The organism is Arsenophonus sp. PmNCSU2021_1 (assembly GCF_036919435.1).
Lineage (GTDB): Bacteria > Pseudomonadota > Gammaproteobacteria > Enterobacterales > Enterobacteriaceae > Arsenophonus > Arsenophonus nilaparvatae.
On the sequence record NZ_JAZHPL010000011.1, the window covers coordinates 285,286 to 307,381 of the forward strand.

Consider the following 22,096-nt stretch of genomic DNA (forward strand, 5'->3'; position numbering starts at 1 on the left):
TACTTGAATAATTTTTCTACGCCAATGTTTGCTAATTTAAGGTATAATAGGGCTCTCATTTTTTATTAATCATTGCTATGACAAATCTGCAGCATAAAAAGAGCAAATCAAAACAATATCATGACAAAAATAGCGCAAATTTTGTCAAATATATGATTAGTTCACGTAAAATATTACTCTTTAAAACCGTTCGATGTATTGTCACAATTTACTGACCAAATTGGTAATTATATTCCTATCACCAATGTCTATGCTGCTGGGCGTTTAGATAGCGAGGGTCTGTTAATACTCACTAATGATGGCAAATTGCAAGCCAAATTGACCCAACCAAACAATAAAATGCACGAGTTTCGCACAGGCCTATAAAATTCTAGAAATGGCTTAAAAGTAATGATTAATCTGCAAGTTACTGAAATGCATAAATTCACTTAATTTACAATAAGTTATATTTAATTTATAAGGTTTTATCTATTTACATATTATGCTGAATTAAACTTAAAAATAGAGCGTTTTTTTATTGGTGCGAAACTCGTGAAATGGAAAAAATTTACTATGTGCAAGTTGAAGGTATACCGGAATCAACCACATTACAAAAATTTTGTCACGGTTTACTATTAAAAGATGGTATGACCAAGCCAGCAAAAGCTGAACTTGTGGCTCAACCCGACTGGCTTTGGCCACGTCATCCTCCTATACGCACAAGAAAAAATATTCCAACCTGTTGGCTAAAAATTACCTTATCAGAAGGCCGCAATCGACAAATACGTCGTATGACCGCCAACATAGGGTTTCCAACCTTACGATTGATTCGCTATAGTATGGCTAATTTTCAATTAGGTAACTTACAGCCAGGTGAGTGGAAGGAGGTCGATTTTGTTTAAACCACACGTTACGGTTGCTAACGTCGTTCACGTTAAAGGTAAGTTTTTAATTGTAGAAGAAATTATTAATAATAAATCAGTCTGGAATCAACCAGCTGGACATTTAGAAGCTAACGAAACTATTTTTGCTACCGCGAGCCGCGAGCTATATGAGGAAACCGGTATTAATGCACTTCCCCAGCAATTAATAAAAATCCATCAATGGATAGCCCCTGATGGCTGTGCTTTCCTGCGGTTTCTTTTTCTGATTGAACTGGATGAGATGCCTAAAACCTCCCCACAAGATAATGATATCCACCAATGTTTATGGCTTACTGCTGATGAAATATTATCCAGTCCATGCCTGCGCTCGCCTTTAGTAGCAGAAAGCATCCGCTGCTTTATCAGTCGAGAATTTTTCCGTTAACATTAATCGACCCTTATCAATTTCACACCGGCTAATAGAGATTAATCCTTATGCTACTATGGTGCAACTTGCCACTGCATGTTAAAATATTTGTGTTTATGTTTACCCGCAATGAGATTTATTCATGTCAGATAGCCAGTTAAAAAAAGTCATCGTTGGTATGTCCGGTGGCGTTGACTCATCCGTATCCGCTTACCTATTGAAACAACAAGGTTATCAGGTTGCCGGTTTGTTCATGAAAAACTGGGAAGAAGACGATAATGATGAGTATTGCTCAGCAGCTACCGATCTTGCCGACGCGCAATCGGTATGCGATAAACTCGATATAGAACTGCATACCGTTAATTTTTCCGCCGAATATTGGGACAATGTTTTTACCCATTTTCTTGCTGAGTATAAAGCTGGCCGCACACCGAATCCCGATATCCTATGTAATAAAGAAATTAAATTTAAAGCATTTCTAGAATTCGCAGCGCAAGATCTGGCAGCAGACTATATTGCCACCGGCCACTACGCTCGACGCAAAATTGTTGATGGTCGCCATCAATTATTGCGTGGTTTGGATAACAACAAAGATCAGAGCTATTTTCTTTATGCGTTGGATCAAGCTCAACTAGCACAAAGTCTTTTTCCAATCGGTGAACTGGAAAAATCAGCCGTTCGCCGTATCGCTGAGGACGTTAGTTTAATTACCGCCAAAAAGAAAGACTCAACAGGAATTTGTTTTATTGGTGAACGAAAGTTTCGTGACTTCCTCGCTCGCTATCTGCCAGCTAAACCAGGTACAATTATAACAGTTGATGGCAAAATTTTAGGTGAACATACAGGTTTAATGTATCATACGTTAGGTCAACGTAAAGGATTAGGTATTGGTGGTGTAAAAGAAGCAAACGACGATCCGTGGTATGTTGTCGATAAAGATATTAAAAATAATCAGCTAATTGTTGCCCAAGCCCATAACCACCCACGTTTGATGTCCACAGGACTTATCGTCCAACAAATTCATTGGATTAATCCACCAGCGTTAAACGAAGCCAATCAATATACAGTTAAAACCCGTTATCGACAACCAGATATCCCCTGCACAATTAAGCCACTTAGTGACAATAAAATCGCCGTGCAATTTGACTACCCTATTGCAGCCGTTACACCTGGCCAATCAGCAGTTTTTTATCAAGGTGAAATTTGTTTAGGCGGTGGCGTCATTGAAACACGTATTCAGGAGTCAATGTGAGCAAAAATTTTTATGATATTACTCTTGCATTTGCGGGTATCTGCCAAGCATGTCGTCTAGTTCAACAATTGGCTCATGAAGGTAAAATTGACGATAATACGGCAGAAATAATGATTAATAGCACCCTAAATATTAATCCAACATCCACATTAGCGGTTTATGGCAATAGCGAGGCAAATCTTCGTGTTGGTTTAAATACTTTACTTGCTATACTTACCGCTTCAAATAATACGCTTTCCTCCGATTTAACCCGCTACTTATTAAGTCTCATTGGCTTAGAACGACGACTAAGAAAAAATCTATCGGCTAGTGATGAACTTAAACGACGTATTGAATTACTTCAACAGCAAAAAAATTATTTTGAACCTATGTCCAGCGGTATTTTTAATGCGCTGGCAGGAATTTATGTAGATGTTATTAGCCCTATTGGCCCACGTATTCAGGTAACAGGTTCTCCCGACATGCTGCTAAATAGCTCGATACAACCTAAAGTACGCGCATTACTTTTTACTGGCATTCGTAGTGCCGTTCTCTGGCAACAAGTCGGTGGAAGCCGCCTACAATTAATGTTTTCGCGACAACGTTTGATCACTCAAGCAAAAGAAATTCTTGCTCATTGTTAATAAATTTGGGAGTCACTACCAATGGAATTATCTTCACTGACTGCTGTATCGCCAATTGATGGCCGCTACAGTGATAAAGTCAGTCTATTACGTCCAATTTTCAGTGAATTTGGTTTACTGAAATATCGTATACAAGTAGAGGTACGCTGGCTACAAAAATTAGCAGCATGTGCTGACATTAAAGAAGTACCCGCATTTAGTGCCGAAGCAACGGCTTATCTTGAGCAAATTGTCGCTAACTTCAATGAAAATGACGCCATTCAGATCAAACAAATTGAACAAACAACTAACCATGATGTAAAAGCGGTTGAATATTTTCTAAAAGAAAAAATGGCAGCCATGCCTGAACTTGAAAAAGTGGCTGAATTTATTCATTTTGCCTGTACCTCTGAAGATATTAATAATCTTTCCCATGCCTTAATGCTAAAAATCGCCCGTGACCAAGTGGTTCTCCCTCAATGGCGAAAAATCATTAATAGCCTAAAAGAGATGGCGCGTCTTTATCGCGCATTGCCGCTACTATCAAGAACCCATGGTCAACCCGCGACGCCGACGACGATAGGTAAAGAGTTTGCTAATGTGGCTTATCGTATGGAGCGGCAATATCAGCAACTTGAGCAAATCGAAATTTTAGGCAAAATTAATGGTGCGGTAGGTAATTATAATGCCCATTTATCCGCTTATCCTGATATAAACTGGCATCTGTTTAGCGAACAGTTTGTTACTTCGTTAGGTATCAAATGGAATCCGTTCACAACCCAAATTGAACCCCACGACTATATTGCTGAACTCTTTAATTGTATTGCTCGTTTTAATACCATTTTGATCGATTTTGATCGAGATATCTGGGGTTATATTGCCCTTAATCATTTCAGACAAAAAACTGTCGCTGGTGAAATTGGTTCATCAACCATGCCACATAAAGTTAACCCGATTGATTTTGAAAATTCTGAAGGTAATCTTGGACTAGCCAATGCCTTATTAAATCACCTGGCGAATAAGTTACCGATTTCACGTTGGCAACGTGATCTCACTGATTCAACGGTATTACGTAATTTAGGGATCGGTATTGGTTATGCATTGGTAGCCTATCAAGAGACATTGAAAGGCTTGAGTAAATTAGAAGTTAATGAGCAGAATTTACAAACTGAATTAGATGCTAATTGGGAAGTGCTGGCTGAAGCTATTCAAACTATTATGCGCCGTTATGGAATTGAAAAGCCTTATGAAAAACTAAAAGCTTTAACCCGCGGCAAACGCGCTACAGCAGGCGACATCAAAGCATTTATTGATAGCTTAGATTTACCACAAGCAGAAAAAAATCGTTTAAAAACAATGACGCCAGCCAACTATATTGGTTATTCAGTCAATCTGGTGGACCATTTAAAATAACATTAATAGGTGAGTAATATTGATTGCTCACCCTACTTTTTCGTTTAATTAGCCAATTAAATCACATAATTATTTTCTTTTCATTCAGTAATATCTTGCCGTCATCCAGCTATCCTTCTAACATAGGATTTATTACTACTTTTTCTAGTAGATTTATTCAGAAATTGAGGTTGTTATGCGGATATTAATTGTAGAAGATAATGCGCTTTTACGTCACCATCTAACTGTCCAGTTAAAAGAGACCGGTCATCAAGTTGATGCAGCAGGAGATGCTAAAGAAGCCGATTATTTTTTACAAGAGGGTAATCCCGATATTGCAATTGTTGACTTAGGATTACCGGGTGAAGATGGATTAAGTATGATCAGGCGTTGGCGGCAGGACAACATTAAATTGCCTATTCTAATATTAACCGCTCGTGAACGCTGGCAAGAAAAAGTGGTTGCCTTAAATAGTGGTGCCGATGATTATGTGACAAAACCTTTTCATCTGGAGGAGATTTTAGCACGGGTTCAAGCATTAATGCGCCCTAACAGCGGACTTGCTTCGCAAATACTTCAACTAGGTGATTTTATTATTGATATGTCACGTAAAGAATTCACTATTAAAGATAAAAATATCAAACTCACCGCATTTGAATATACTATTTTAGAAACCTTAATGCGTAATAATAGTAAAGTAGTGAGTAAAGAGTCATTAATGCGCCAGCTTTATCCGGATGCAGAATTACGCGAAAGCCATACTATTGATGTTTTAATGGGACGATTAAGAAAAAAATTATGCAAGCGTGGCCTAATGATGTCATTGTGACCGTTCGTGGGCAAGGTTATCGCTTTGACGCAGAACATTCAGATGATACAATTTAATTTTTTAAAACGCAAAAAACCCTTTTCGTTGCGAACACGTTTTTTACTCGCAACTTCGGGGATAATATTAGCATTGACACTTTCATATAGTGTCGTTGCAATCGTTGGCTATTTAGTTAGTTTTGATAAAACAACCTATACCTTACTACGTAGTCAAAGTAATCTATTTTATAGCTTGGCGCAATGGCGTAATAATAAGTTAGATATCCATGTCACAACTGATTTTACCTTAAATGCCCCAGCCTTTATTTTAATTTATAATCAACAAGGTGAAATTTTGTGGCGACAACGCCATATTCCTGCGATTGAAAACGCCATCGAAAAAGAGTGGTTAAAAAAGGATGGATTGTACGAATTAGATACCGATTTAAATACCACTCGTGAATTAATTAAAGTCTCACCTAACGGCAGTAAACCGGCGCAAAAAGTGACTGATATTAAAGATAAATATTCCTCTTTAACTCACTCAGTTTCTGTCAACCACTATCAGGCAACTAAAAATCTGCCGCAACTTACTATTGTTGTAATAGATACTTTACCTTTAGATCTACAGAAAACTGGATTAGTTTGGGAATGGTTTGGTTATGTTATATTAGCCAATTTTATTCTGGTTATTCCGATGCTTTGGCTAGTAACTTCCTGGAGTTTATACCCAATAGAATCATTAAGTTCACAAATAAGTGGCATCGAAAAAGGTGAGCGAGAAGCGCTGGATCAAAATCCGCCATTAGAGCTCAACGGATTAGTGCGTAACTTGAATAAGTTACTAGTAAATGAACAAAAACGCTATACCAAATATCGAACTACACTTGCTGATTTAAGCCACAGCCTAAAAACCCCATTAGCGGTATTACAATCAACCCTCCGTTCTCTGCGCTCAAGCAAACAAATGACCATTGAACAAGCCGAGCCTATCATGCTGGAACAAATTGGCCGAATTTCACAACAAATAGGCTATTATTTGCATCGTGCAAGCATACATAGTGAAGATCATTTCGCAATCCGAGAAATTTCTTCAGTTTCTGCCTTATTAGATAATCTATGCAGTGCCTTAACCAAAGTATATCAACAAAAAGGCGTCAATTTGACTCTCGCACGAGTTTCGCACAAAACTAATTTGGGTACGCTAATAAAACAGGGATTTGCTCAGTAATAGCACTTTTGATTACGTCCCAATTTTGTTGATAAAGGGTTATTTTTTCAGATATACGACGTTTATGTTGTTCAAACCACGCAGAAATAGCGAGAAAAATATGATTTCTTTGGCTCGGCTCGTGCGAGCCTGACAGCGTTCAATACCACAGTTTTGTTTAACTTCTCGATGATAAACTTCAACAGACCAACGGGCATCCATGATAGATTTGAGGTATTGACGGGTGGGATTCTCTTTGTTTGTTACTATGTAATCAATACGGCCGTTTTTGGCTGTAAATTTGAAAACGGTTACCCAACCATATCCTCGCAAGTGTATTGACGTTCCTTCTTCTGAGATGTCTAACTTGTTCAGTTGTTTGTTATGGTTAACAATCCTATTTTTCCTCAGCGTGGTTACCCAGATCCAACCATGAGAGCGAATTGATTTCAGGTTATCCAGGCTAGAATACCAAGCATCCATCACTACGGCTTCTGGCATGATCCCTCTTTTTTTAGCAAGAGTGAGCATTTCGGAAAAGTGCGTGTTTTTTGTTTTTCCATCAGAATCTTTATCATAAATACGATAATTGATAGGAATTGATTCAACCTTCGTCAGATCATGCCAAAGCAAATTAACTAAACCTATGCCAGCAATAACATCATGTTCATTACCTGAATATTGATAATGGACCATCTCTATTTTTTTACTACGTCACGAGTTTCGCACCAATAAAAAAACGCTCTATTTTTAAGTTTAATTCAGCATAATATGTAAATAGATAAAACCTTATAAATTAAATATAACTTATTGTAAATTAAGTAAATTTATGCATTTCAGTAACTTGCAGATTAATCATTACTTTTAAGCCATTTCTAGAATTTTATAGGCCTGTGCGAAACTCGTGTACGTGTTTTGGCAATCAATGTATCATCGGCAATTAGTACGCAAGGGCTTTTTTTGTCTATAGAAGGTTCAACTAATCGCCATAGGTCTTTAGGTCTAAAACATCTACTTTTTAGCCATCGGCTAACAGTGTCATGAGATAAAGGCGATGGGCTTACTTCTGATAACGCTAAACCAGAGTATCTTAAACTGCTTACTTGTAAGAATGTTTTATAGATATCTTTAATACATGGATAACCCGACAAAATATGAACACCCTGATTTTTTCTTGTTTTTAAATTTATACTTCTTTTTTGGAGATTGCGAAACTCGTGTCTCGATGTCTCGCCTGAAATCACTTGGATAGGCCAACCGATAGATTTTATGGAGATTATGGGTAATATTATTGAAAATGCTTGTAAATATTGTCTTGAATTTGTCGAAGTTAGCGCTAGTAGCACTGAAAATTCATTAACCATTATCGTCGATGATGATGGTCCTGGTGTTGCTGAAGATAAACGAGATTTGATTTTTTTACGCGGTCAACGTGTTGATACTCTACGGCCAGGACAAGGTTTAGGGCTCTCTATTGCAGCTGAAATTATTGAACAATATGACGGAGATATTGCTATTACTCATAATCCATTAGGTGGAGCAAGCGTGGTTGTAACTTTTAGACAACAATCGCCCATGACAGATAGCTAATAGCACTAACACCATTTTCTTATTTTTAATCTGACAAAATAAATATGCAAAATAAAATAATTAACTATCAACTTAACATCAATTGGCCAGATTTCATCAAAAATTATTGGCAAAAAAGGCCGTTATTAATTAAACAAGGATTTACTAATTTTATTGATCCTATTTCAGCTAATGATCTAGCTGGATTAGCAATGGAAGATGAAGTGGATAGTCGATTAGTTAGCTTCCAGGATGGAAGTTGGAATGTCACTCATGGCCCTTTTGATAGCTATGATCAATTGGCTAAAACAGGATGGTCACTGCTAGTGCAAGCCGTTAACCATTGGCATTATCCATCGACTGCTTTAATAGCGCCCTTTCGTGTTTTATCTGATTGGCGAATTGATGATTTAATGGTTTCTTATTCTGTTCCAGCAGGTGGCGTTGGCCCCCATATTGATCAATATGATGTTTTTATTATTGAAGGTCTTGGCCGCCGTCATTGGCGAGTAGGTGAAAAAATTGCACTAAAACAGCATTGTCCACATCCAGATCTACTCCAGGTAGAGCCTTTTGCTGCCATTATTGATGAACAACTTGAGCCTGGCGATATCCTTTATATCCCACCAGGCTTCCCCCATGAAGGCTACTCCATTGAAACTTCACTTAATTACTCAGTCGGTTTTAGATCACCGACTAGCCGTGAATTATTTAGTAGTTTTGCCGATTATCTTATTGCTAATGACTTAGGTAATTATCATTATAGCGATCCAGATATAGCGACACGTGACAATCCTGCTATGATCTTGCCAACAGAATTAACTGAAATGCAACATATAATGCAACAATTGCTTGCTCAACCACATATTTTTAACCATTGGTTTGGCACATTTATCTCTCAGTCTCGTCATGAGTTAGATATCGCGCCACCCGAGCCATCCTATACTGTTGAGCAAGTTATCCAGCTTCTTTGTCAAGGAAATACCCTTTACAAACTTAATGGCTTACGTACCCTGAATGTTGCGGATCAATACTTTGTTAATGGTGAACAATTAATATCGCCTAAATTAAACATAACAGCTATTAATATACTTTGTGAAAAACAGGAAATTCACGCTGATATGCTAGGCAACGCATTGAATGACAAGGATTTCATGCAATTAGTCACTAAACTAATTAATGATGGATATTGGTATTTTAACAATTAGAATTGTTTAACCTGTATATAATAAAACATGTTGGCTTAACTAGTTGATAATTTTATTTTGCAGGTTAATCATCATTGGTTCGCAGCAACTCGATCAAATTTAACATATTGCACCGTTAATGCCACAATGCGAACAATCACATCAACTGCCTGCTACATACCTTCTAAACAGATAAATTCATATTTACTATGAAAATTATATCCGCCAGTAAAAATATTAGGACAAGGTATGCCATAAAGCGGCTAACAATTCCCCATGGGTAATATCTCGATTCAGTTGCACATTAGGTTTTATATTGCAGTCAATCATTGCTTGCTTGGCAATATCAATAACATGTCGATACTTGCAAACCACTTTATTCATGTTGTAACAAATGTCATCAACCGTCGATTCAATGTAACAATCAGGATGCAGATCTTTTCCCTGTTCTACCGCAATTTGGAACATAGCTCGCTTACGTTTGGCGAAGTTTTGTTCATCAAAATCACAAATAATATAATTCATTTCAGTCTTTTCTACTGTGCCTTTAATACAACTCAGATGATAAAAACCTTGATCCATTATTGAATACGTTGCTATTTCTTGGCTTGGGATCTGATTATGACACGAGTTTCGCACCAATAAAAAAACGCTCTATTTTTAAGTTTAATTCAGCATAATATATAAATAGATAAAACCTTATAAATCAAATACAACTTATTGTAATTTAAGAAAATTCATGTGTTTTAGTAACTTGCAGATTGATCATTGCTTTTAAGCCATTTCTAGAATTTTATATGCCTGTGCGAAACTCGTGTATGAATGCGGGTAGCCAATGTTAAAGCATTTACCATACCCTCCTTGGAACTCTCCTTTAGCATCCCTTTACCGATAATTTTTATCCTCACATTCGCGATATTAAAATTTTCATATTCAAGCCCACCAATCCCCCTACCAACCAAATTATAAGCCCACTGAGCATTAAATTTTTTTAAATCGATGTTATTTGCTCCGCGACCTATTTTGGCATCGGGTGTAAACACAATATAAATGTCACCATGAGGAATATTTTGCTGTATTAGATGAGTTATCGCCGTCATAATTTCAGCAATACCTGCCTTATTTTCTGCCCCTAATAACGTTTTACCATCACCAGTAATTATTGTTTTACCTATCATTTCATGCAAAATGGGAAACCTTACTGGCGATAACACCACATTGCCAATACCCAATGCGATATCGCCGCCACGATAATTTTCAATCAGTTGTGGCTTAACATTTTTACCAACAAAATCGGGTGAAGTGTCAAGATGGGAAATAAAGCCAATCGCAGGAACCGGATGTTCAATATTGGCAGGCAGCTTCGCCATTAAACAGCCGTTTTCTAGCAACTCGCTAGTAGAAACTCCTAGCTCTGTCAGTTCGGTCAATAATAACTTTGCTAATTTTGCCTGGCCTATACTGCTGAGCTTAGATTTAGTGTAGCTCTTTGATTGAGTATTAATCGCACTATATTCCCATAAAACGCTCTAAAAGCCTATCCATTTCTCTTCCCCCAATGAGCTATACCGCATTATGCGAAAGGAATTAATGACAATTATTGCGTCAAATCAGTTTTAGCAGATATATTAATAAAATGCATTATTACTTAATCATACTTTGAGCTCTGCAAGTAGCCCGCTAATATATTTTTCAACAATTTTTGTGGCAGCACCATAATGTTTTTCATCAAACTGGCTTTCAACCTGACTGGGTTCAAGATTCAATTCAACGGTATGTGCACCAGCAAGTTTAGCTTCATGTACAAACCCAGCGGCAGGATAAACATGTCCCGATGTACCAATTGCGACAAAAATATCCGCTGATAATAAAGCCTGATAAATCACCTCCATACCTAGTGGCATTTCACCAAACCAGACAATATGGGGACGCAAAGGTTGAGGAAATTGGCAACAGTGACAACGATCATCAGTTGTTAGATCTCCTTTCCATTCAATAACCTGACCTGATTGATAGGACGTGAGATATTTAAAACGAATACGTGCGATAAATGTGGATCTACCTGGGACAAACTGGATCTATCTGGTACAAGTCAGGGTGATTAAGTTACACATAGTGAAACAGGAATCATCACTCAAATCGACCGATTATTGAAATCATATCCCTGCTAGGATTACAATCCAAGACCCAGCAACAAAAGAATGATGCTGCACATCATATTTAACAAAAGGTTTTCCTGGATGCAAAAGTATTATACAGCGGATTCAGCTAATGGGTTGTTTGAGAGTGGGGTGTCTGAGTTTTGTATAGTTGGACTAGGTGATTATACTCCTAAGCAACCTGAACAAGCTGATTTCCTCAATCAAATGTATCCCGAAGGCTTGTCGAAACACGGTTACAACTATCTCTATAACCCGAACATCATGATGGGAAACCTGACCCATGCAAGCAAAGCCTTGATGATTGGCCTGGTATTTGAACTAGTACGTCGTAGTCATTTCCCAGAGAAACCGTCGCGGTATCAATCATTATTTGCTTGTCAACAAGTCAGCGAGGCTAAACAATTCAGAGAATTACTGGCAGATGAAAAAGAGAATGATCAAATAAGAAAAGCTTCAATATATGAAGTTATTACACAGAGAACGGTTCACCGTGGGGATATGGAACTAGTAAAAAGTGATTGCCCTGTGCTAGATCTTTATCGCCGAGCACATCTTTATTGGTCTGGTGAAACAGTTCCTTATAAAGATGGGGGGGAACCATTCTGCGAGATACTGATCCCGCTGCCTGTATTAATTGGACAACGGGTACCAGAATAACAGCTTACTTGCAGGCGTTATATCGTGATGTTGCTGCCACATTTCCGATCATCACCGTGTTATTTTCGCCTTCAGCGAAATAGCTTTTCCTCTCTTCCAGAGATATCAGTGCTCCCTTTAAATCTTTTATCGCTTCACAGGGATCACTAGCATTGACACTCAGCGTATAGGTTATATTTTTCTCTCCTACTCTAATACCAAAGAGGTAATCAAATTTATTTTTGGGTAGTGTCATATTAGCCATCATGCCGTCCTAATGTTTCATTAATGTGAAATAAAAAATCATCATCCAGCCTGATTATCTTCAAACAGATTGCCGTGAATACGTGCCAGCTCTTCTTTCTTAACGCGCTTGACTACCGAGTAAATCCACTGTAGCGAGACTTCGTACTTGCGTGCCAGGGCGCGGTGGTTATGGCCATTGAAGTCGGCAAATATCTCCCGGTCGCGCTGGTTTATTTTCCACATCAGCCCCATCGGGAAATAGACATTTTGCCCGCCCCATACCGCCATCATTTGACTGGCGACGGCATCGCCTATCTGGCTGGCAACAGCGGGGTCAACATCGATAATCTGTCTGACGATCTGCGCCGTGTGGTCGGCCAGCTCAACCAGTAACTCCGGCCCTTTACTGCGAAAGGTATGCTCTAGCATGAGGTTGTCCTTGCCACGCGTTTTTGCCACTGCTTGAGTTTCTCGATAACCTGGCTGGCCTGTTGGCTATCTAGCCAGTAAGGCGAATCACCGCCGGTTTCCCGTTTAACAAAGTGGGCCAGGGCTTTTGCTGACGCATCCCGGACAATGCCCTCATCGGCCATTGCCTGCCACAGGGCCTGCATTTTCTGGATTTGCGGACGGTCGGTCTGCTTTTTCGTCGTGGGTTGAGTCGGCTGGATACGAAAACCTTTGGCTTTTAGGGCGTTTAACACTTGCGCCAGTTGACCGATATTCAGGGCTTTTGCTGATGTTTTCCTCGTTAGCCTGTGCAGCATCTGGCGGTAAGTCGTGTCATCCAGTTTGAGGTGGTGGGCGGCAATATGGATTAACTGCAGGTATTTTTGTCGGGTCATCGGAGGCGTCCTTTATCGTTGTGGTCGGGGTCAGGATTCCTTATGCCATGAATAAAAAAATAATCCTTCGGGTTTTGAAGGATTATAAAATGAATATCGTTATTATACAATTGAATGCAGTAAACGCCGCTTTTCCGCTATGACTTCTTCACGCAAATCGCCTTGGCATCCATATCCTTGAAGGTTTCAAATTTTTCTGCGAACTGTTTGGCGGCCTGTTGACAGGCGGTTGCCGTGTCAAACGCCTGTGTATGCAGCGTGGAAAAAGCATTACCGGCATAGGGACTGGCGTATAGGGCTAAAATTAATATCCACATGATAATTTATCCTCTTTCACTGAATTAAGGTCGGATGTTCAATAAAACAAAGGCTGACCGCAATGAACACCAAGAAACCGGCAAACAGGCGGTTTTGTTGTTTGCGGGTTTCGGGCGATTGAAAATAAGGCCGCAAGCGGGCGGCAATGAGCGCGTAAAGCGTCATCATCAGCGCATCGACCATTACCATCGTCAGAGTCATAAGGGTAATTTGTGGCCCTAACGATTGGGACGGATTAAGAAAGACCGGTAGTGTGGCAAGTAGGAAGGCGAGCGCTTTGGCGTTGGTGATATCGGTCAGAAAACCCCAGCAGAACCGTTGCGCACAGCGGGTCAATGTCACGACATCGTAAGCATCCATGATGACTGGTGCGCGCCAGGTTCGGTAGGCGGCAAACAGTAGCCAGAGTACGCTAATGCCTTTCAGTAACAGCCAGGCTGTCGCTGAAGCGCGCAACGCTTCCGTGCCTAGTGCCACAATGGGTACCATCAAGCCTAATGCGGTCGCCTGACCGGCAATAAGCGGTAGCGTCTTGCACCATCCCCGCTGGAAGGCATGGTTAAGCGTGAGGATAGCGCCAGCGCCGGGTAATACGGCACTGAGCAAGGCACCGCCTAAAAAAACTAACCAAAGGTCAAGGTTCATGGTTTATTTACCTCGTGCGTTTGATGATGGGGTGGTGTTGATGGCGACTTTGCCGTGATACCTTTTAGCGGCACGACATCCCAATTAAGTACCCAGGCGCTATACCGCTGTCCGCAGTGTGGACAGGTCAGTAACAGGTCAATCCCCCACTCGCCGCTTTCCGGTTGTTGGATGATCTCGGCCTGGGTAGGATTCAGGCGTCGCGTTGCCTGATGGCAGCTGATGCAGGTAATGGTCATAACGTGTTTTCCTTATCTAAGGCGACGATGAGTTCGGCCAATATCTCGAAGGCATTTTGAAATTCACAATACGCGGCGGCAGAATGGTCTGCCTGCAGGTGATGCATGGCGCGGTTTATGTGCCTTTCAATTTGGCGGCGCAGAGGTTTTATTTCCTGATAGCTCATGAGGTCACCTCCTGCTCGAAGGGCGTAATAATGAAATCCTCAAGCTGATTGCGAAACGTAATGCCGGGAATATTCAGTCGCTGGATAGTGTCCTGATTTTTGAGCAGGGCATTTTTATCAAGCTGTGCTTTGCGAATAATGCAGTCGGTCTGTCCGTTTTCTTCCAGCGCCTGAATGATATCATCCACCCCTTTTACCGAAACGGACGGTGGGCGGTTACGCCATGACACCTCGCCGGTTATCAGGTTGGCGGTTTTGGTTTTGCCGTTTTGGGTAAGCGCCTCACGGTTGGCCTCGCACCAGGTCTGGATACCTCTTTGCAACAGGGTGATGCGGGCTTTCCTGGCTTCAATATCAGCCGCATGTTGATGGGTTAACCGCGCAATTTCATCATTAATCTCTGTCTCCAGTCGGGTCATTTCCCGCTGGATATCGCCCAGATTTTTAATATCGTTTATTACCTGCTCACGGGTTTGCGGCGTGCAGGCACCCGCCGCGGCTTTAAGCCGCGTTATTTTCTTTGCCATCTTTTTTACCTTTTCATTAACAACGTCGGGAATTAAACGCGCTCGAAAATAATGTCTTCCAGGGCGTCACTGTGTTGAATATGCTCAAATAAATTCATGTTGTATCGGGTCGCGATTTCACCAAGACGCTGGTCTTGTTCATCAAAATCACGGCAGTTCTCGCAAATCGACAAATAGGTTTCATCGTCCTGTTCCGGCATATCGACGGTCTTTGCCAAATAAACCGATTGGCGAGCGGTAATACGGACAGGGCGTGTTGTCATGATTAACGTACCTCCCAGGTGATTCGGCAGTTATCTTGCAGGAACTGGTATTTTTCCCAGCGGCCCTGACGGTCAGTACCCAGGGCATAGCGAACGGCATGGCCGTTTTTATATAACGCATCACACCGTCGGTCATGCAGCAGGGTAAGGGTCGGACGGCTATAGCCATCAACGGTAAACTGACTGACGATAAAACCTTCCTGGCTGAGTTTATCCATCACCGACAGGCATTGCCTGAACTGCTGCTGGATGGCCTGGTAGGTCATCGCTGACGGGTTTTTAATGGTCACGGCGGGGTTCAGCATAAAAGCCTCCTTTAATGCACACTGTGAATAATATTGGCGTCGATAACCGGGATGGCGTTTTGCGCGGCCAGGTTCATGGCGGCGGTCAGCAGGTTGCCGATAGCCAAGGGGTAAAGCAGGCTGACCGGCGTGTCTTTTTTCGGGCGCAGCCAGCTTAGGCGTTGACGCAGTGCCGGTATCGCATCCGGGCCAAGGACTTTGCTAAGGTCGCCGCCGACGCGTTTAAACTTGAAATCAAGAAAGTCGTTCAAGTGTTCATCTAGCGGCGGCAGGTCAATTACCTCGCAGCGCTGTACCACTTCCCTGACCGCTAACAGGCGCTCGGATAACTTGTCGCCCAGTTCGGGTTGTCCCAGCAGGACGATGGACAGCAGTTTTTTAAAGCCGTCTTCCAGCTCAAAGAAGCGTTTAAGGTGCTTTAAGGTCGGGATGGGCAGGCAATGGGCTTCTTCAATCACCAGTACATGGCTGTACCCGGCGCGGCTGCTCTCTTTTAATAGTCGGTGTAGCTGACGAAAGCGGGCCTCCGGCGAGCGTTTGAGTTTTTCCAGTGGGGCCAGGGTATGGACAATAGCCTCGGCGAGACTGGCGGCTTTCAGGGTTTTGCCCTGATGGTCGTTGTCTTCCATCGCCAGCACGTAGGGTTCAATCACCACCACCGGGGCGTTTTCCCGATAGATGCGGTCAGTCAGGTCACGTCGCAGCGTGCTTTTACCCGAGCCGGATTCACCGATAACCGCGATAAAGCCGCCATAGCTGGCGGTCTGGTACAACGCCTCGCGCACATAACGACTTTCAGGGGTTAAAAACACATCTTCATGACCTTGTACCGCGTTGTCGTCAAATGGGGCACGAAACAGCCCAAAATGCTTTTTGGTGGCAGTCAGTAATACCTGTTTTTTCAGTAACATGGTGTCTTCCTCGTTGCTAGGTGGTGTGTGCTTTTCCTTGCTGCTGGATGTGACCCCGTCAAAGCAGTCGTCCGCCGCGATGCCCTGGTCACTTAGCCAGCCACGGATGCGGTGTTTTAGTGCGTCGGTATCCTGTTTCGGCCACTGATGGTGATTGACTATTTGCGCCAGCGTCGCCTCGGAAAGGTCAAGCGCACGGGCCAGTGCTGCCTGGGTCAGGTTGTGGTGTTGTAACAGGGTTTTGAGTTTCAGCATGATGGCCTCCCGTTAACCGTGACTGGCCAGACTGACCACCACCTCGGTGGACTGGGCCATCAGCTCATCACCCAGCGCGTCGACCTGGTCAGCGGGTATGCCGTCCGGGAAGCGTTGGGTTAGCGTGGTGTAAAATTCACTGCGCCAGGTCTTGCCCGCCGCCTGGAAACGCGCGCGCAACTGTTGAACCACCACGACCGGGTTTAAACGTTCTTCAAAACGTGGCGCGCAAACCGTGGAAGCCTGGCCCTGTTTGGGCAGGTAAATGGGTGGGGTATCGCGTTCATTGTCCAGATAAGGGTTAAAGCGACCGCCCAGTGGCAGCGCTTTGGCTTTTTGCGCGGCAGCGGTTTCGGTGGGACAGGTGGTGCCATACATCGCCTGCTCGACTTCCGCCAGATGGTGTTGCGCCGGGGTGTGGGGTAATGCCTTGAAGGATTCGCCTAATGTTGGGGCATTGAGGGGAAAACCGTACTCGTCTTTCACCACTTCCGGTACCCGGTAAAAGACTTCCATGCCGTCCTCATTGATTATCACCACCTGTGCTTCACTGTCGCGCCAAGGGTTACGGACTATCTGTAGCCAATCGTTGTTACAAACACCCGGCACACCCCTAACGTCATATTCTTTGCTCCCAAATGACACGCGAAGATAGTCATTGACCTTACGGTTTTCCGGCAGACTCACCGCCAGTTCGCGGCACACTTCAACGGGTGGTGCCTTGATTAACTGCTGCGGAGTGATCCGTAGCCAGCTGTCGGTACGGGTCATGCCGGTACGGCGATGCAGCGCGGTACGGTTATACTTTTTACGCCATAACCCGACCCGGTGGTTCAGTTCATCAATATTATCGACTTGCACAAACCGCAGGCCGGATTCAAAACTACACTCCAGAATATCGCGCGCCTTTTCCACTGAGCCGGTGGCGCGGGCATTACGGGCTTTATGGGCGATAAGTTGAATACCGAGGGTTTTGCACAGGTTGCGCATCGTGGCTGAGACCAGCGCGCAGCCGGGGTCGGTATAAAGGATACGCGGTACACCATGTAATACGTCGGCCCCACTGCGCTCCTGCATGGCATTAATCAGCACATCGGTAAAGTTTTGTGCCGTTTCGCCGCCGAAGCGGTACTCGGCGTAAATCCAGCCGCTGGTGTGGTCGGTCAGTTCAAATGACCAGACGCGGTCATTGACAATACGGGCCAGATTTTTGGGCTTGTTCTTGTTAAACTCGGCCTCACTCATCATGCGCAGGCCGCTATCGCGCGTGGTGCGCCCTTTGGCGGGATTTTTCAGGTAATAGAGCACACACAGCGACGCATCCAGCTGCCAGACATGATTGGGATGCCCGGTTTTTAATTGAACGCACGGGGCAGGTACCCGTAACTGGTTGGGATGCAGGCGATAATGGTACAGTGCCCGGCTGATGGCATCGACCGACAGCGGAAACCACTCGCCAGTTTCATTATCAATATACCCGGCATCAATCAGGTTGTTCGCCCGCAGGTCATTAACCGTTTGCTGTAGACTGTAGAGGCGTTTACCATTATTGCGTTCAGATTCCATGATGACGCCGGATATCAGCAGGGCTTCGTCGCGTGTCAGGGCGCTGGTACCATAATCCACCCGCTGCTTGCGCGGCGGTTTATAACTGACCTGTTTGATTTTTCGCAGCAGCGTGGCTTTGGAAATACCGAGTGCCTGACAGCCTGTCTGATACACCGCGTCTTTGCCGCCATGCCCGGCTCTTTCAGCAGTCTGGGCAATGGTTAACAGACGTTCGGTCAGGATGGGGTTCATTGCACCACCTCCTCGACATTATCCTGTCCGGTGCCGCGCAGGTGTTCCGGTAACTGAAAATCCGCATCGTCGGCATCCGCATCGGCTTTTGTCCAGTCAGGCACCAACGCTGATACTGCGTGGTGGGGTAACGAAAAATCACTACGTAACACATTGATTTCAAACTCAATATCATTAAGCAAGCCCGCTAAATAGTCGGCGTGGGATGTGATATCACCACTGTGGCTGCTCAGTTTTTCCAGCCCTTCCCGAAAGCGCCCCATTAATATGGCTTTAACATCAAAGCCCACCAGGCCAATTTCTTCACGGAGCTGGCGTATGCCTTCTTCCCCTAACGGGCGATGCTGATTAAGCAGGCGTTTTTCGCTCAGTTCATTGATCTTTTGATCTTTCTCATTGGCCAGACGGCGGCTGGCTTCAAGTGACTTTTCCGTTTTACGCAGTTTTGCTTTTAGTTCCCGCACCGACATGCGATCAACTTCGTCTAGCGTCAAGCCCGCAATGGTGCCGCCTTCGGCCAATTCCGCCAGATCATCGTCGTCTTCCAGCATGAGTTCATAGAGTTTTGAACGGCCTAAACCTGAAAACGTATTCACCTTTGACTCAAGTGTCGGTGAAAGATATTTCAATGCTGCTTGTGCCATTTTTCGTGCTATTCGATATTCAAGACCTAACTGCTCTTGTACTATCTTCATGAATGTTCCATGTGGCTCATTCTCCTTAAGAATAATCAGCCGTTTCCCCGCCTCCAGCATGGCTTCGGCACTTTGTGCCATATAGAAGCGCGCTTCATGCACAATGCGCTCGCGTTCATAGGGCAACCCCTCGCCGTACTTATCCATAATGGCCTGCTGATGTTCAGCCAGGGCATTAAGGTTGTTCATTAAATCCGGTGCCAAAGGCTGTTCGGGGGCAATTTCAGCCGTTATCGGTAACGCTTTTCTACCCATTATTTTTTCCTCTTACGGTTTTGACGCTGATGCTACGCAGCGGCCATGCCTTTCTGCCATCTTGATTTGCGCCCGTTCGGTTTCATCAAAAAAGGCCAGGGCAATCTGTATCAATTCCTCACCGAGGCCGTAATTCCCATTGAAGCGCTTCTCAATCATTCCTTCTTCCACTAAAAATGGCAGGGTGCGACTGATATTGGCCGCAGAGTCATTGATTAGCGCCGCCAGGGCTTTATTGGACAGGCCATCGCGGTAATGCCCTTTCATGGCTTTCAAAATACGCAGCGCCCGTCGTGTGCGTGAAGAAGGGTGCAGTAATAAGGTGTTTTTCATCGGATGCCTCTTTTTCATTAATGGAAATTGTGTTACCGTCAGTGAAACGGGCGAATGTTATTTTTTATGGCGCTTTTTTCCCGATGGCATGGGAGAACCCATTATCTGTTCAATCGCCTGTTTGATTTTGCGGGCTTCCCCGCGCCAGCCCTGGCAGGAGCCATCAAGCAACATATAAACCTGATAGGGTTTGAAGCCGGATTGGCGTGCCCACGCCGCCACCGTCGGGTAGTTCTGATAGACACGATCATAAAAATTGCGCTTAAAGTCGGCGGGGTGTTGCAGTGACATGGTGTTACCTCCGTCATAAAAAGTTAAAAATAAATATACAATGGCATTCAAAATAATGTAAAGTCTTTTTTGTTTGTTTTTGTATGTTCTTTATTGCCGTAAAAAACCACTGGCTGTTATCGGCCTAAAGGAGACCTGTATGGCAAAGAAAAAAGCGGCAACCAGCCTGTCTGTAACTACGGCGGACAATATCACGATTGCGGGGGGGGGGGGGGGCAATTGCATACCCTGAAAAAAATGCAGAAAACAGCGCCCAACAGGAAGTAATGGCACGTTTGGGGATGGGCTACCCTATGAACGGGAAAGGATTGTGCATGAAGCCCGCTTCTATATGGCGCAAAGTGCCGAAGCCATGCTGGAGGCGGGGAAACGGCTGATTATTCTTAAGGAGAATGAGCCACATGGAACATTCATGAAGATAGTACAAGAGCAGTTAGGTCTTGAATATCGAATAGCACGAAAAATGGCACAAGCAGCATTGAAATATCTTTCACCGACACTTGAGTCAAAGGTGAATACGTTTTCAGGTTTAGGCCGTTCAAAACTCTATGAACTCATGCTGGAAGACGACGATGATCTGGCGGAATTGGCCGAAGGCGGCACCATCGCGGGTCTGACACTGGATGATGTTGACCGCATGTCAGTCAGGGAGTTAAAGGCAGCGTTACGTAAAGATGAGGCAGCCCTTAAACGCAGTCAACAACTGGTCGCCGAAAAAGAGAAGCAACTGCAACAGCTAAGCCAGCAACTGGCGGGCAAAACCTCGTCGGTTGCTGCAAGCGATGAACAAACACCCGTTGATGCACAGCAGTGGGTCACGCTGACGCTAGAAGGCGTGGGAGAACGCCTCAAATCCGAGCGCCTGCGATTGGGGCTTAGCCAGGAAATCTTCGCCGAACGGTGCGGGGTTAAAAAGCTCACTCAATACAACTATGAAAAAAGCGAACGACATCCTGATGCGGGCTACTTAATCGCGGCGAAAGCGTTAGGAGTCGATCTTCTTTATGTGATGACTGGTGAGCGCAGCGATGAAGCCAGTGCGCTCGATGTAGTGCGGGATGAGGAAGAGGCAGAGGTAATTAACTGCCTTTCGACATATTCCGGGTGAAACCCGCGAAGTGGCTAAACGCACCCTGACAGCAATGGCAGAGAAAAAAGCCGCCCGCAGCCGCGCATGACCCATCCCTCTCCGTTGCAGTGGAGAGGGTTTATTTGACGGTAATAATCAGCTCACGTCGTTGGGTGGGCTGATTACTGCTAAGGCTATACCGAATCGGGACGCTCTCCATCGCAAAGCCTCGAAACACTGCCCGCATCTCGGGAATATCATTAACCGAAATAATCATCATGCCCGCTAGGTCTCGTCCCATCCCCGCCAGTTTTTCATATTGCGCCAGACCAAAATCCACGCCATAGCCCTCGGTCCCCCAATACGGCGGGTCGCAGTAAAACAGCGTGTGCGGACGGTCATAACGGGCAATGCAGCTGGCCCAGTCCAGCTGTTCTATGGTGGTGCGTGATAACCGCAGATGCGCGAGCGACAGCTCTTCTTCCATGCGTAACAGATTCAGGCGTGGCCCCGTGGTGGTAGTCACGCCAAAGGTGTGCGCCGCCACCTTACCACCGAACGCCTGTTTTTGCAGGTAGTAGAAGCGGGCTGCCCGCTGGATATCGGTTAAGGTCTCGGTCGGGGTCATTTTCAACCAGTGATACATCGCCCGGCTGACCAGCGCCCATTTAAACTGGCGCATAAACTCTTCCAGATGGTGTTTCAGCACCCGATAGAGATTGACCAGCTCACCGTTGATATCGTTGATGACCTCCGCTTTGCTGGGTGACTTCATAAAGAAGAGCGCCGCTGCGCCACAAAACGGCTCGACGTAGCAGGTATGCGCCGGGAAGCGCGGTAAAATCT

24 protein-coding genes and 9 pseudogenes are annotated in these 22,096 nt (G+C 44.0%); 12 read left to right on the forward strand and 21 right to left on the reverse strand.

Features of this window, described 5'->3' with window-relative positions:
• Positions 1-198 precede the first annotated feature (198 nt).
• The 8 genes and pseudogenes from V3224_RS27055 to phoQ all read left to right on the forward strand — a co-directional run.
• Complete coding sequence (locus V3224_RS27055) at positions 199-366, forward strand: hypothetical protein (RefSeq protein ID WP_442891104.1); 168 nt, start codon at positions 199-201, stop codon at positions 364-366.
• Between the two features lie 176 nt (positions 367-542).
• Positions 543-881, forward strand: a pseudogene (locus V3224_RS27060) (23S rRNA pseudouridylate synthase); the annotation flags it as partial.
• Positions 874-1,287 carry an NUDIX hydrolase gene (locus V3224_RS27065; protein WP_334473570.1) on the forward strand — a complete coding sequence of 138 codons (414 nt, stop codon included), beginning with the start codon at positions 874-876 and terminating at the stop codon, positions 1,285-1,287. The pseudogene V3224_RS27060 and the gene V3224_RS27065, both read left to right, overlap by 8 nt.
• A 124-nt stretch (positions 1,288-1,411) precedes the next feature.
• Positions 1,412-2,521 carry a tRNA 2-thiouridine(34) synthase MnmA gene (mnmA, locus tag V3224_RS27070; protein ID WP_334473572.1) on the forward strand — a complete coding sequence of 370 codons (1,110 nt, stop codon included), beginning with the start codon at positions 1,412-1,414 and terminating at the stop codon, positions 2,519-2,521.
• Entirely contained in the window at positions 2,518-3,144 is a 627-nt protein-coding gene (hflD, locus tag V3224_RS27075; protein ID WP_334473575.1) for a high frequency lysogenization protein HflD, read from the forward strand. The genes mnmA and hflD overlap by 4 nt, the downstream gene beginning before the upstream one ends.
• A 21-nt stretch (positions 3,145-3,165) precedes the next feature.
• Positions 3,166-4,536, forward strand: a complete 1,371-nt coding sequence (purB, locus tag V3224_RS27080; protein WP_334473577.1) for an adenylosuccinate lyase — start codon at positions 3,166-3,168, stop codon at positions 4,534-4,536.
• A gap of 175 nt (positions 4,537-4,711) precedes the next feature.
• Positions 4,712-5,400 (forward strand): annotated as a pseudogene (gene phoP, locus V3224_RS27085) (two-component system response regulator PhoP).
• A pseudogene (gene phoQ, locus V3224_RS27090) lies at positions 5,387-6,523 on the forward strand (two-component system sensor histidine kinase PhoQ); the annotation flags it as partial. The pseudogenes phoP and phoQ, both read left to right, overlap by 14 nt.
• Here phoQ and V3224_RS27095 read toward each other — a convergent pair.
• A pseudogene (locus V3224_RS27095) lies at positions 6,513-7,246 on the reverse strand (IS701 family transposase); the annotation flags it as partial. The pseudogenes phoQ and V3224_RS27095 sit on opposite strands and share 11 nt — an antisense overlap.
• Positions 7,247-7,443: 197 nt before the next feature.
• Positions 7,444-7,683 (reverse strand): annotated as a pseudogene (locus tag V3224_RS27100) (IS701 family transposase); the annotation flags it as partial.
• Positions 7,684-7,753: 70 nt separating this feature from the next.
• Between V3224_RS27100 and V3224_RS27105 the strand changes: the two are divergent.
• A pseudogene (locus tag V3224_RS27105) lies at positions 7,754-8,122 on the forward strand (ATP-binding protein); the annotation flags it as partial.
• Positions 8,123-8,181: 59 nt separating this feature from the next.
• Positions 8,182-9,309, forward strand: coding sequence for a ribosomal protein uL16 3-hydroxylase (locus tag V3224_RS27110; RefSeq protein WP_334473910.1), 1,128 nt, complete (start codon positions 8,182-8,184; stop codon positions 9,307-9,309).
• A gap of 216 nt (positions 9,310-9,525) precedes the next feature.
• On the opposite strand, the gene V3224_RS27115 is transcribed toward V3224_RS27110, so the two are convergent.
• The 3 genes and pseudogenes from V3224_RS27115 to V3224_RS27125 all read right to left on the reverse strand — a co-directional run.
• Positions 9,526-9,927, reverse strand: coding sequence for a hypothetical protein (locus tag V3224_RS27115; protein ID WP_334473581.1), 402 nt, complete (start codon positions 9,925-9,927; stop codon positions 9,526-9,528).
• Between the two features lie 179 nt (positions 9,928-10,106).
• A pseudogene (gene pepT / locus V3224_RS27120) lies at positions 10,107-10,833 on the reverse strand (tripeptide aminopeptidase PepT); the annotation flags it as partial.
• A 107-nt stretch (positions 10,834-10,940) separates the two neighbouring features.
• Positions 10,941-11,300 (reverse strand): annotated as a pseudogene (locus V3224_RS27125) (Sir2 family NAD-dependent protein deacetylase); the annotation flags it as partial.
• A gap of 189 nt (positions 11,301-11,489) precedes the next feature.
• On the opposite strand from V3224_RS27125, the gene V3224_RS27130 reads away from it, so the two are divergent.
• The gene (locus V3224_RS27130) at positions 11,490-12,107 is read left to right on the forward strand and encodes a DUF2441 domain-containing protein (RefSeq protein ID WP_334473582.1); all 618 of its coding nucleotides are present in this window, start codon (positions 11,490-11,492) and stop codon (positions 12,105-12,107) included.
• Between the two features lie 4 nt (positions 12,108-12,111).
• Here the strand turns inward: V3224_RS27130 and V3224_RS27135 are convergent, their stop codons facing one another.
• The 15 genes from V3224_RS27135 to V3224_RS27205 form a co-directional block, all read right to left on the reverse strand.
• Positions 12,112-12,351, reverse strand: coding sequence for a hypothetical protein (locus tag V3224_RS27135; RefSeq protein WP_290608934.1), 240 nt, complete (start codon positions 12,349-12,351; stop codon positions 12,112-12,114).
• A 41-nt stretch (positions 12,352-12,392) separates the two neighbouring features.
• Complete coding sequence (locus V3224_RS27140; RefSeq protein WP_334473586.1) at positions 12,393-12,761, reverse strand: Mor transcription activator family protein; 369 nt, start codon at positions 12,759-12,761, stop codon at positions 12,393-12,395.
• Positions 12,755-13,177, reverse strand: coding sequence for a gp16 family protein (locus V3224_RS27145; RefSeq protein WP_334473588.1), 423 nt, complete (start codon positions 13,175-13,177; stop codon positions 12,755-12,757). Before V3224_RS27145 ends, V3224_RS27140 begins: the two co-directional genes overlap by 7 nt.
• 137 nt (positions 13,178-13,314) lie before the next feature.
• Positions 13,315-13,494 carry a hypothetical protein gene (locus V3224_RS27150; protein WP_334467751.1) on the reverse strand — a complete coding sequence of 60 codons (180 nt, stop codon included), beginning with the start codon at positions 13,492-13,494 and terminating at the stop codon, positions 13,315-13,317.
• Between the two features lie 16 nt (positions 13,495-13,510).
• The gene (locus tag V3224_RS27155) at positions 13,511-14,140 is read right to left on the reverse strand and encodes a LysE family translocator (RefSeq protein ID WP_334467749.1); all 630 of its coding nucleotides are present in this window, start codon (positions 14,138-14,140) and stop codon (positions 13,511-13,513) included.
• Complete coding sequence (locus V3224_RS27160; protein WP_334467747.1) at positions 14,137-14,379, reverse strand: hypothetical protein; 243 nt, start codon at positions 14,377-14,379, stop codon at positions 14,137-14,139. Before V3224_RS27160 ends, V3224_RS27155 begins: the two co-directional genes overlap by 4 nt.
• The gene (locus tag V3224_RS27165) at positions 14,376-14,546 is read right to left on the reverse strand and encodes a hypothetical protein (protein WP_334467745.1); all 171 of its coding nucleotides are present in this window, start codon (positions 14,544-14,546) and stop codon (positions 14,376-14,378) included. Before V3224_RS27165 ends, V3224_RS27160 begins: the two co-directional genes overlap by 4 nt.
• The gene (locus V3224_RS27170) at positions 14,543-15,073 is read right to left on the reverse strand and encodes a host-nuclease inhibitor Gam family protein (RefSeq protein WP_334467744.1); all 531 of its coding nucleotides are present in this window, start codon (positions 15,071-15,073) and stop codon (positions 14,543-14,545) included. Before V3224_RS27170 ends, V3224_RS27165 begins: the two co-directional genes overlap by 4 nt.
• Positions 15,074-15,105: 32 nt before the next feature.
• Positions 15,106-15,336: a hypothetical protein gene (locus V3224_RS27175; protein WP_334467742.1), complete on the reverse strand. Its 231-nt coding sequence runs from the start codon at positions 15,334-15,336 to the stop codon at positions 15,106-15,108.
• A 2-nt stretch (positions 15,337-15,338) separates the two neighbouring features.
• Positions 15,339-15,641, reverse strand: a complete 303-nt coding sequence (locus tag V3224_RS27180) for a hypothetical protein (RefSeq protein WP_334467740.1) — start codon at positions 15,639-15,641, stop codon at positions 15,339-15,341.
• A gap of 11 nt (positions 15,642-15,652) precedes the next feature.
• On the reverse strand, positions 15,653-16,807 hold the full coding sequence (locus V3224_RS27185; RefSeq protein WP_334467739.1) for an AAA family ATPase: 1,155 nt from the start codon (positions 16,805-16,807) through the stop codon (positions 15,653-15,655).
• Positions 16,808-16,819: 12 nt separating this feature from the next.
• Positions 16,820-18,607, reverse strand: coding sequence for an integrase catalytic domain-containing protein (locus V3224_RS27190; RefSeq protein ID WP_334467737.1), 1,788 nt, complete (start codon positions 18,605-18,607; stop codon positions 16,820-16,822).
• Positions 18,604-19,557: a DUF3102 domain-containing protein gene (locus tag V3224_RS27195; protein ID WP_334469234.1), complete on the reverse strand. Its 954-nt coding sequence runs from the start codon at positions 19,555-19,557 to the stop codon at positions 18,604-18,606. Before V3224_RS27195 ends, V3224_RS27190 begins: the two co-directional genes overlap by 4 nt.
• A gap of 12 nt (positions 19,558-19,569) precedes the next feature.
• A complete protein-coding gene (locus V3224_RS27200) occupies positions 19,570-19,890 on the reverse strand; it encodes an IclR family transcriptional regulator (RefSeq protein ID WP_334469232.1) in 321 nt (106 codons plus the stop codon).
• 57 nt (positions 19,891-19,947) lie between these two features.
• On the reverse strand, positions 19,948-20,181 hold the full coding sequence (locus V3224_RS27205) for a hypothetical protein (protein ID WP_026821883.1): 234 nt from the start codon (positions 20,179-20,181) through the stop codon (positions 19,948-19,950).
• 274 nt (positions 20,182-20,455) lie between these two features.
• On the opposite strand from V3224_RS27205, the pseudogene V3224_RS27210 reads away from it, so the two are divergent.
• A pseudogene (locus V3224_RS27210) lies at positions 20,456-20,944 on the forward strand (DUF3102 domain-containing protein); the annotation flags it as partial.
• Positions 20,945-21,389: 445 nt separating this feature from the next.
• Here V3224_RS27210 and V3224_RS27215 read toward each other — a convergent pair.
• The gene (locus V3224_RS27215) at positions 21,390-22,094 is read right to left on the reverse strand and encodes a DNA adenine methylase (RefSeq protein ID WP_334473589.1); all 705 of its coding nucleotides are present in this window, start codon (positions 22,092-22,094) and stop codon (positions 21,390-21,392) included.
• Positions 22,095-22,096 lie beyond the last annotated feature (2 nt).

Excerpts from the sequence above, each read along its gene's own strand:
- mnmA (WP_334473572.1), top strand. The coding sequence starts at position 1,412 with ATGTCAGATAGCCAGTTAAAAAAAGTCATCGTTGGTATGTCCGGTGGC.
- purB (WP_334473577.1), top strand. The coding sequence starts at position 3,166 with ATGGAATTATCTTCACTGACTGCTGTATCGCCAATTGATGGCCGCTAC.
- V3224_RS27130 (WP_334473582.1), top strand. The coding sequence starts at position 11,490 with ATGATGCTGCACATCATATTTAACAAAAGGTTTTCCTGGATGCAAAAG.
- V3224_RS27135 (WP_290608934.1), bottom strand. The coding sequence starts at position 12,351 with ATGGCTAATATGACACTACCCAAAAATAAATTTGATTACCTCTTTGGT.
- V3224_RS27140 (WP_334473586.1), bottom strand. The coding sequence starts at position 12,761 with ATGCTAGAGCATACCTTTCGCAGTAAAGGGCCGGAGTTACTGGTTGAG.
- V3224_RS27145 (WP_334473588.1), bottom strand. The coding sequence starts at position 13,177 with ATGACCCGACAAAAATACCTGCAGTTAATCCATATTGCCGCCCACCAC.
- V3224_RS27150 (WP_334467751.1), bottom strand. The coding sequence starts at position 13,494 with ATGTGGATATTAATTTTAGCCCTATACGCCAGTCCCTATGCCGGTAAT.
- V3224_RS27155 (WP_334467749.1), bottom strand. The coding sequence starts at position 14,140 with ATGAACCTTGACCTTTGGTTAGTTTTTTTAGGCGGTGCCTTGCTCAGT.
- V3224_RS27160 (WP_334467747.1), bottom strand. The coding sequence starts at position 14,379 with ATGACCATTACCTGCATCAGCTGCCATCAGGCAACGCGACGCCTGAAT.
- V3224_RS27165 (WP_334467745.1), bottom strand. The coding sequence starts at position 14,546 with ATGAGCTATCAGGAAATAAAACCTCTGCGCCGCCAAATTGAAAGGCAC.
- V3224_RS27170 (WP_334467744.1), bottom strand. The coding sequence starts at position 15,073 with ATGGCAAAGAAAATAACGCGGCTTAAAGCCGCGGCGGGTGCCTGCACG.
- V3224_RS27175 (WP_334467742.1), bottom strand. The coding sequence starts at position 15,336 with ATGACAACACGCCCTGTCCGTATTACCGCTCGCCAATCGGTTTATTTG.
- V3224_RS27180 (WP_334467740.1), bottom strand. The coding sequence starts at position 15,641 with ATGCTGAACCCCGCCGTGACCATTAAAAACCCGTCAGCGATGACCTAC.
- V3224_RS27185 (WP_334467739.1), bottom strand. The coding sequence starts at position 16,807 with ATGCTGAAACTCAAAACCCTGTTACAACACCACAACCTGACCCAGGCA.
- V3224_RS27190 (WP_334467737.1), bottom strand. The coding sequence starts at position 18,607 with ATGAACCCCATCCTGACCGAACGTCTGTTAACCATTGCCCAGACTGCT.
- V3224_RS27195 (WP_334469234.1), bottom strand. The coding sequence starts at position 19,557 with ATGGGTAGAAAAGCGTTACCGATAACGGCTGAAATTGCCCCCGAACAG.
- V3224_RS27200 (WP_334469232.1), bottom strand. The coding sequence starts at position 19,890 with ATGAAAAACACCTTATTACTGCACCCTTCTTCACGCACACGACGGGCG.
- V3224_RS27205 (WP_026821883.1), bottom strand. The coding sequence starts at position 20,181 with ATGTCACTGCAACACCCCGCCGACTTTAAGCGCAATTTTTATGATCGT.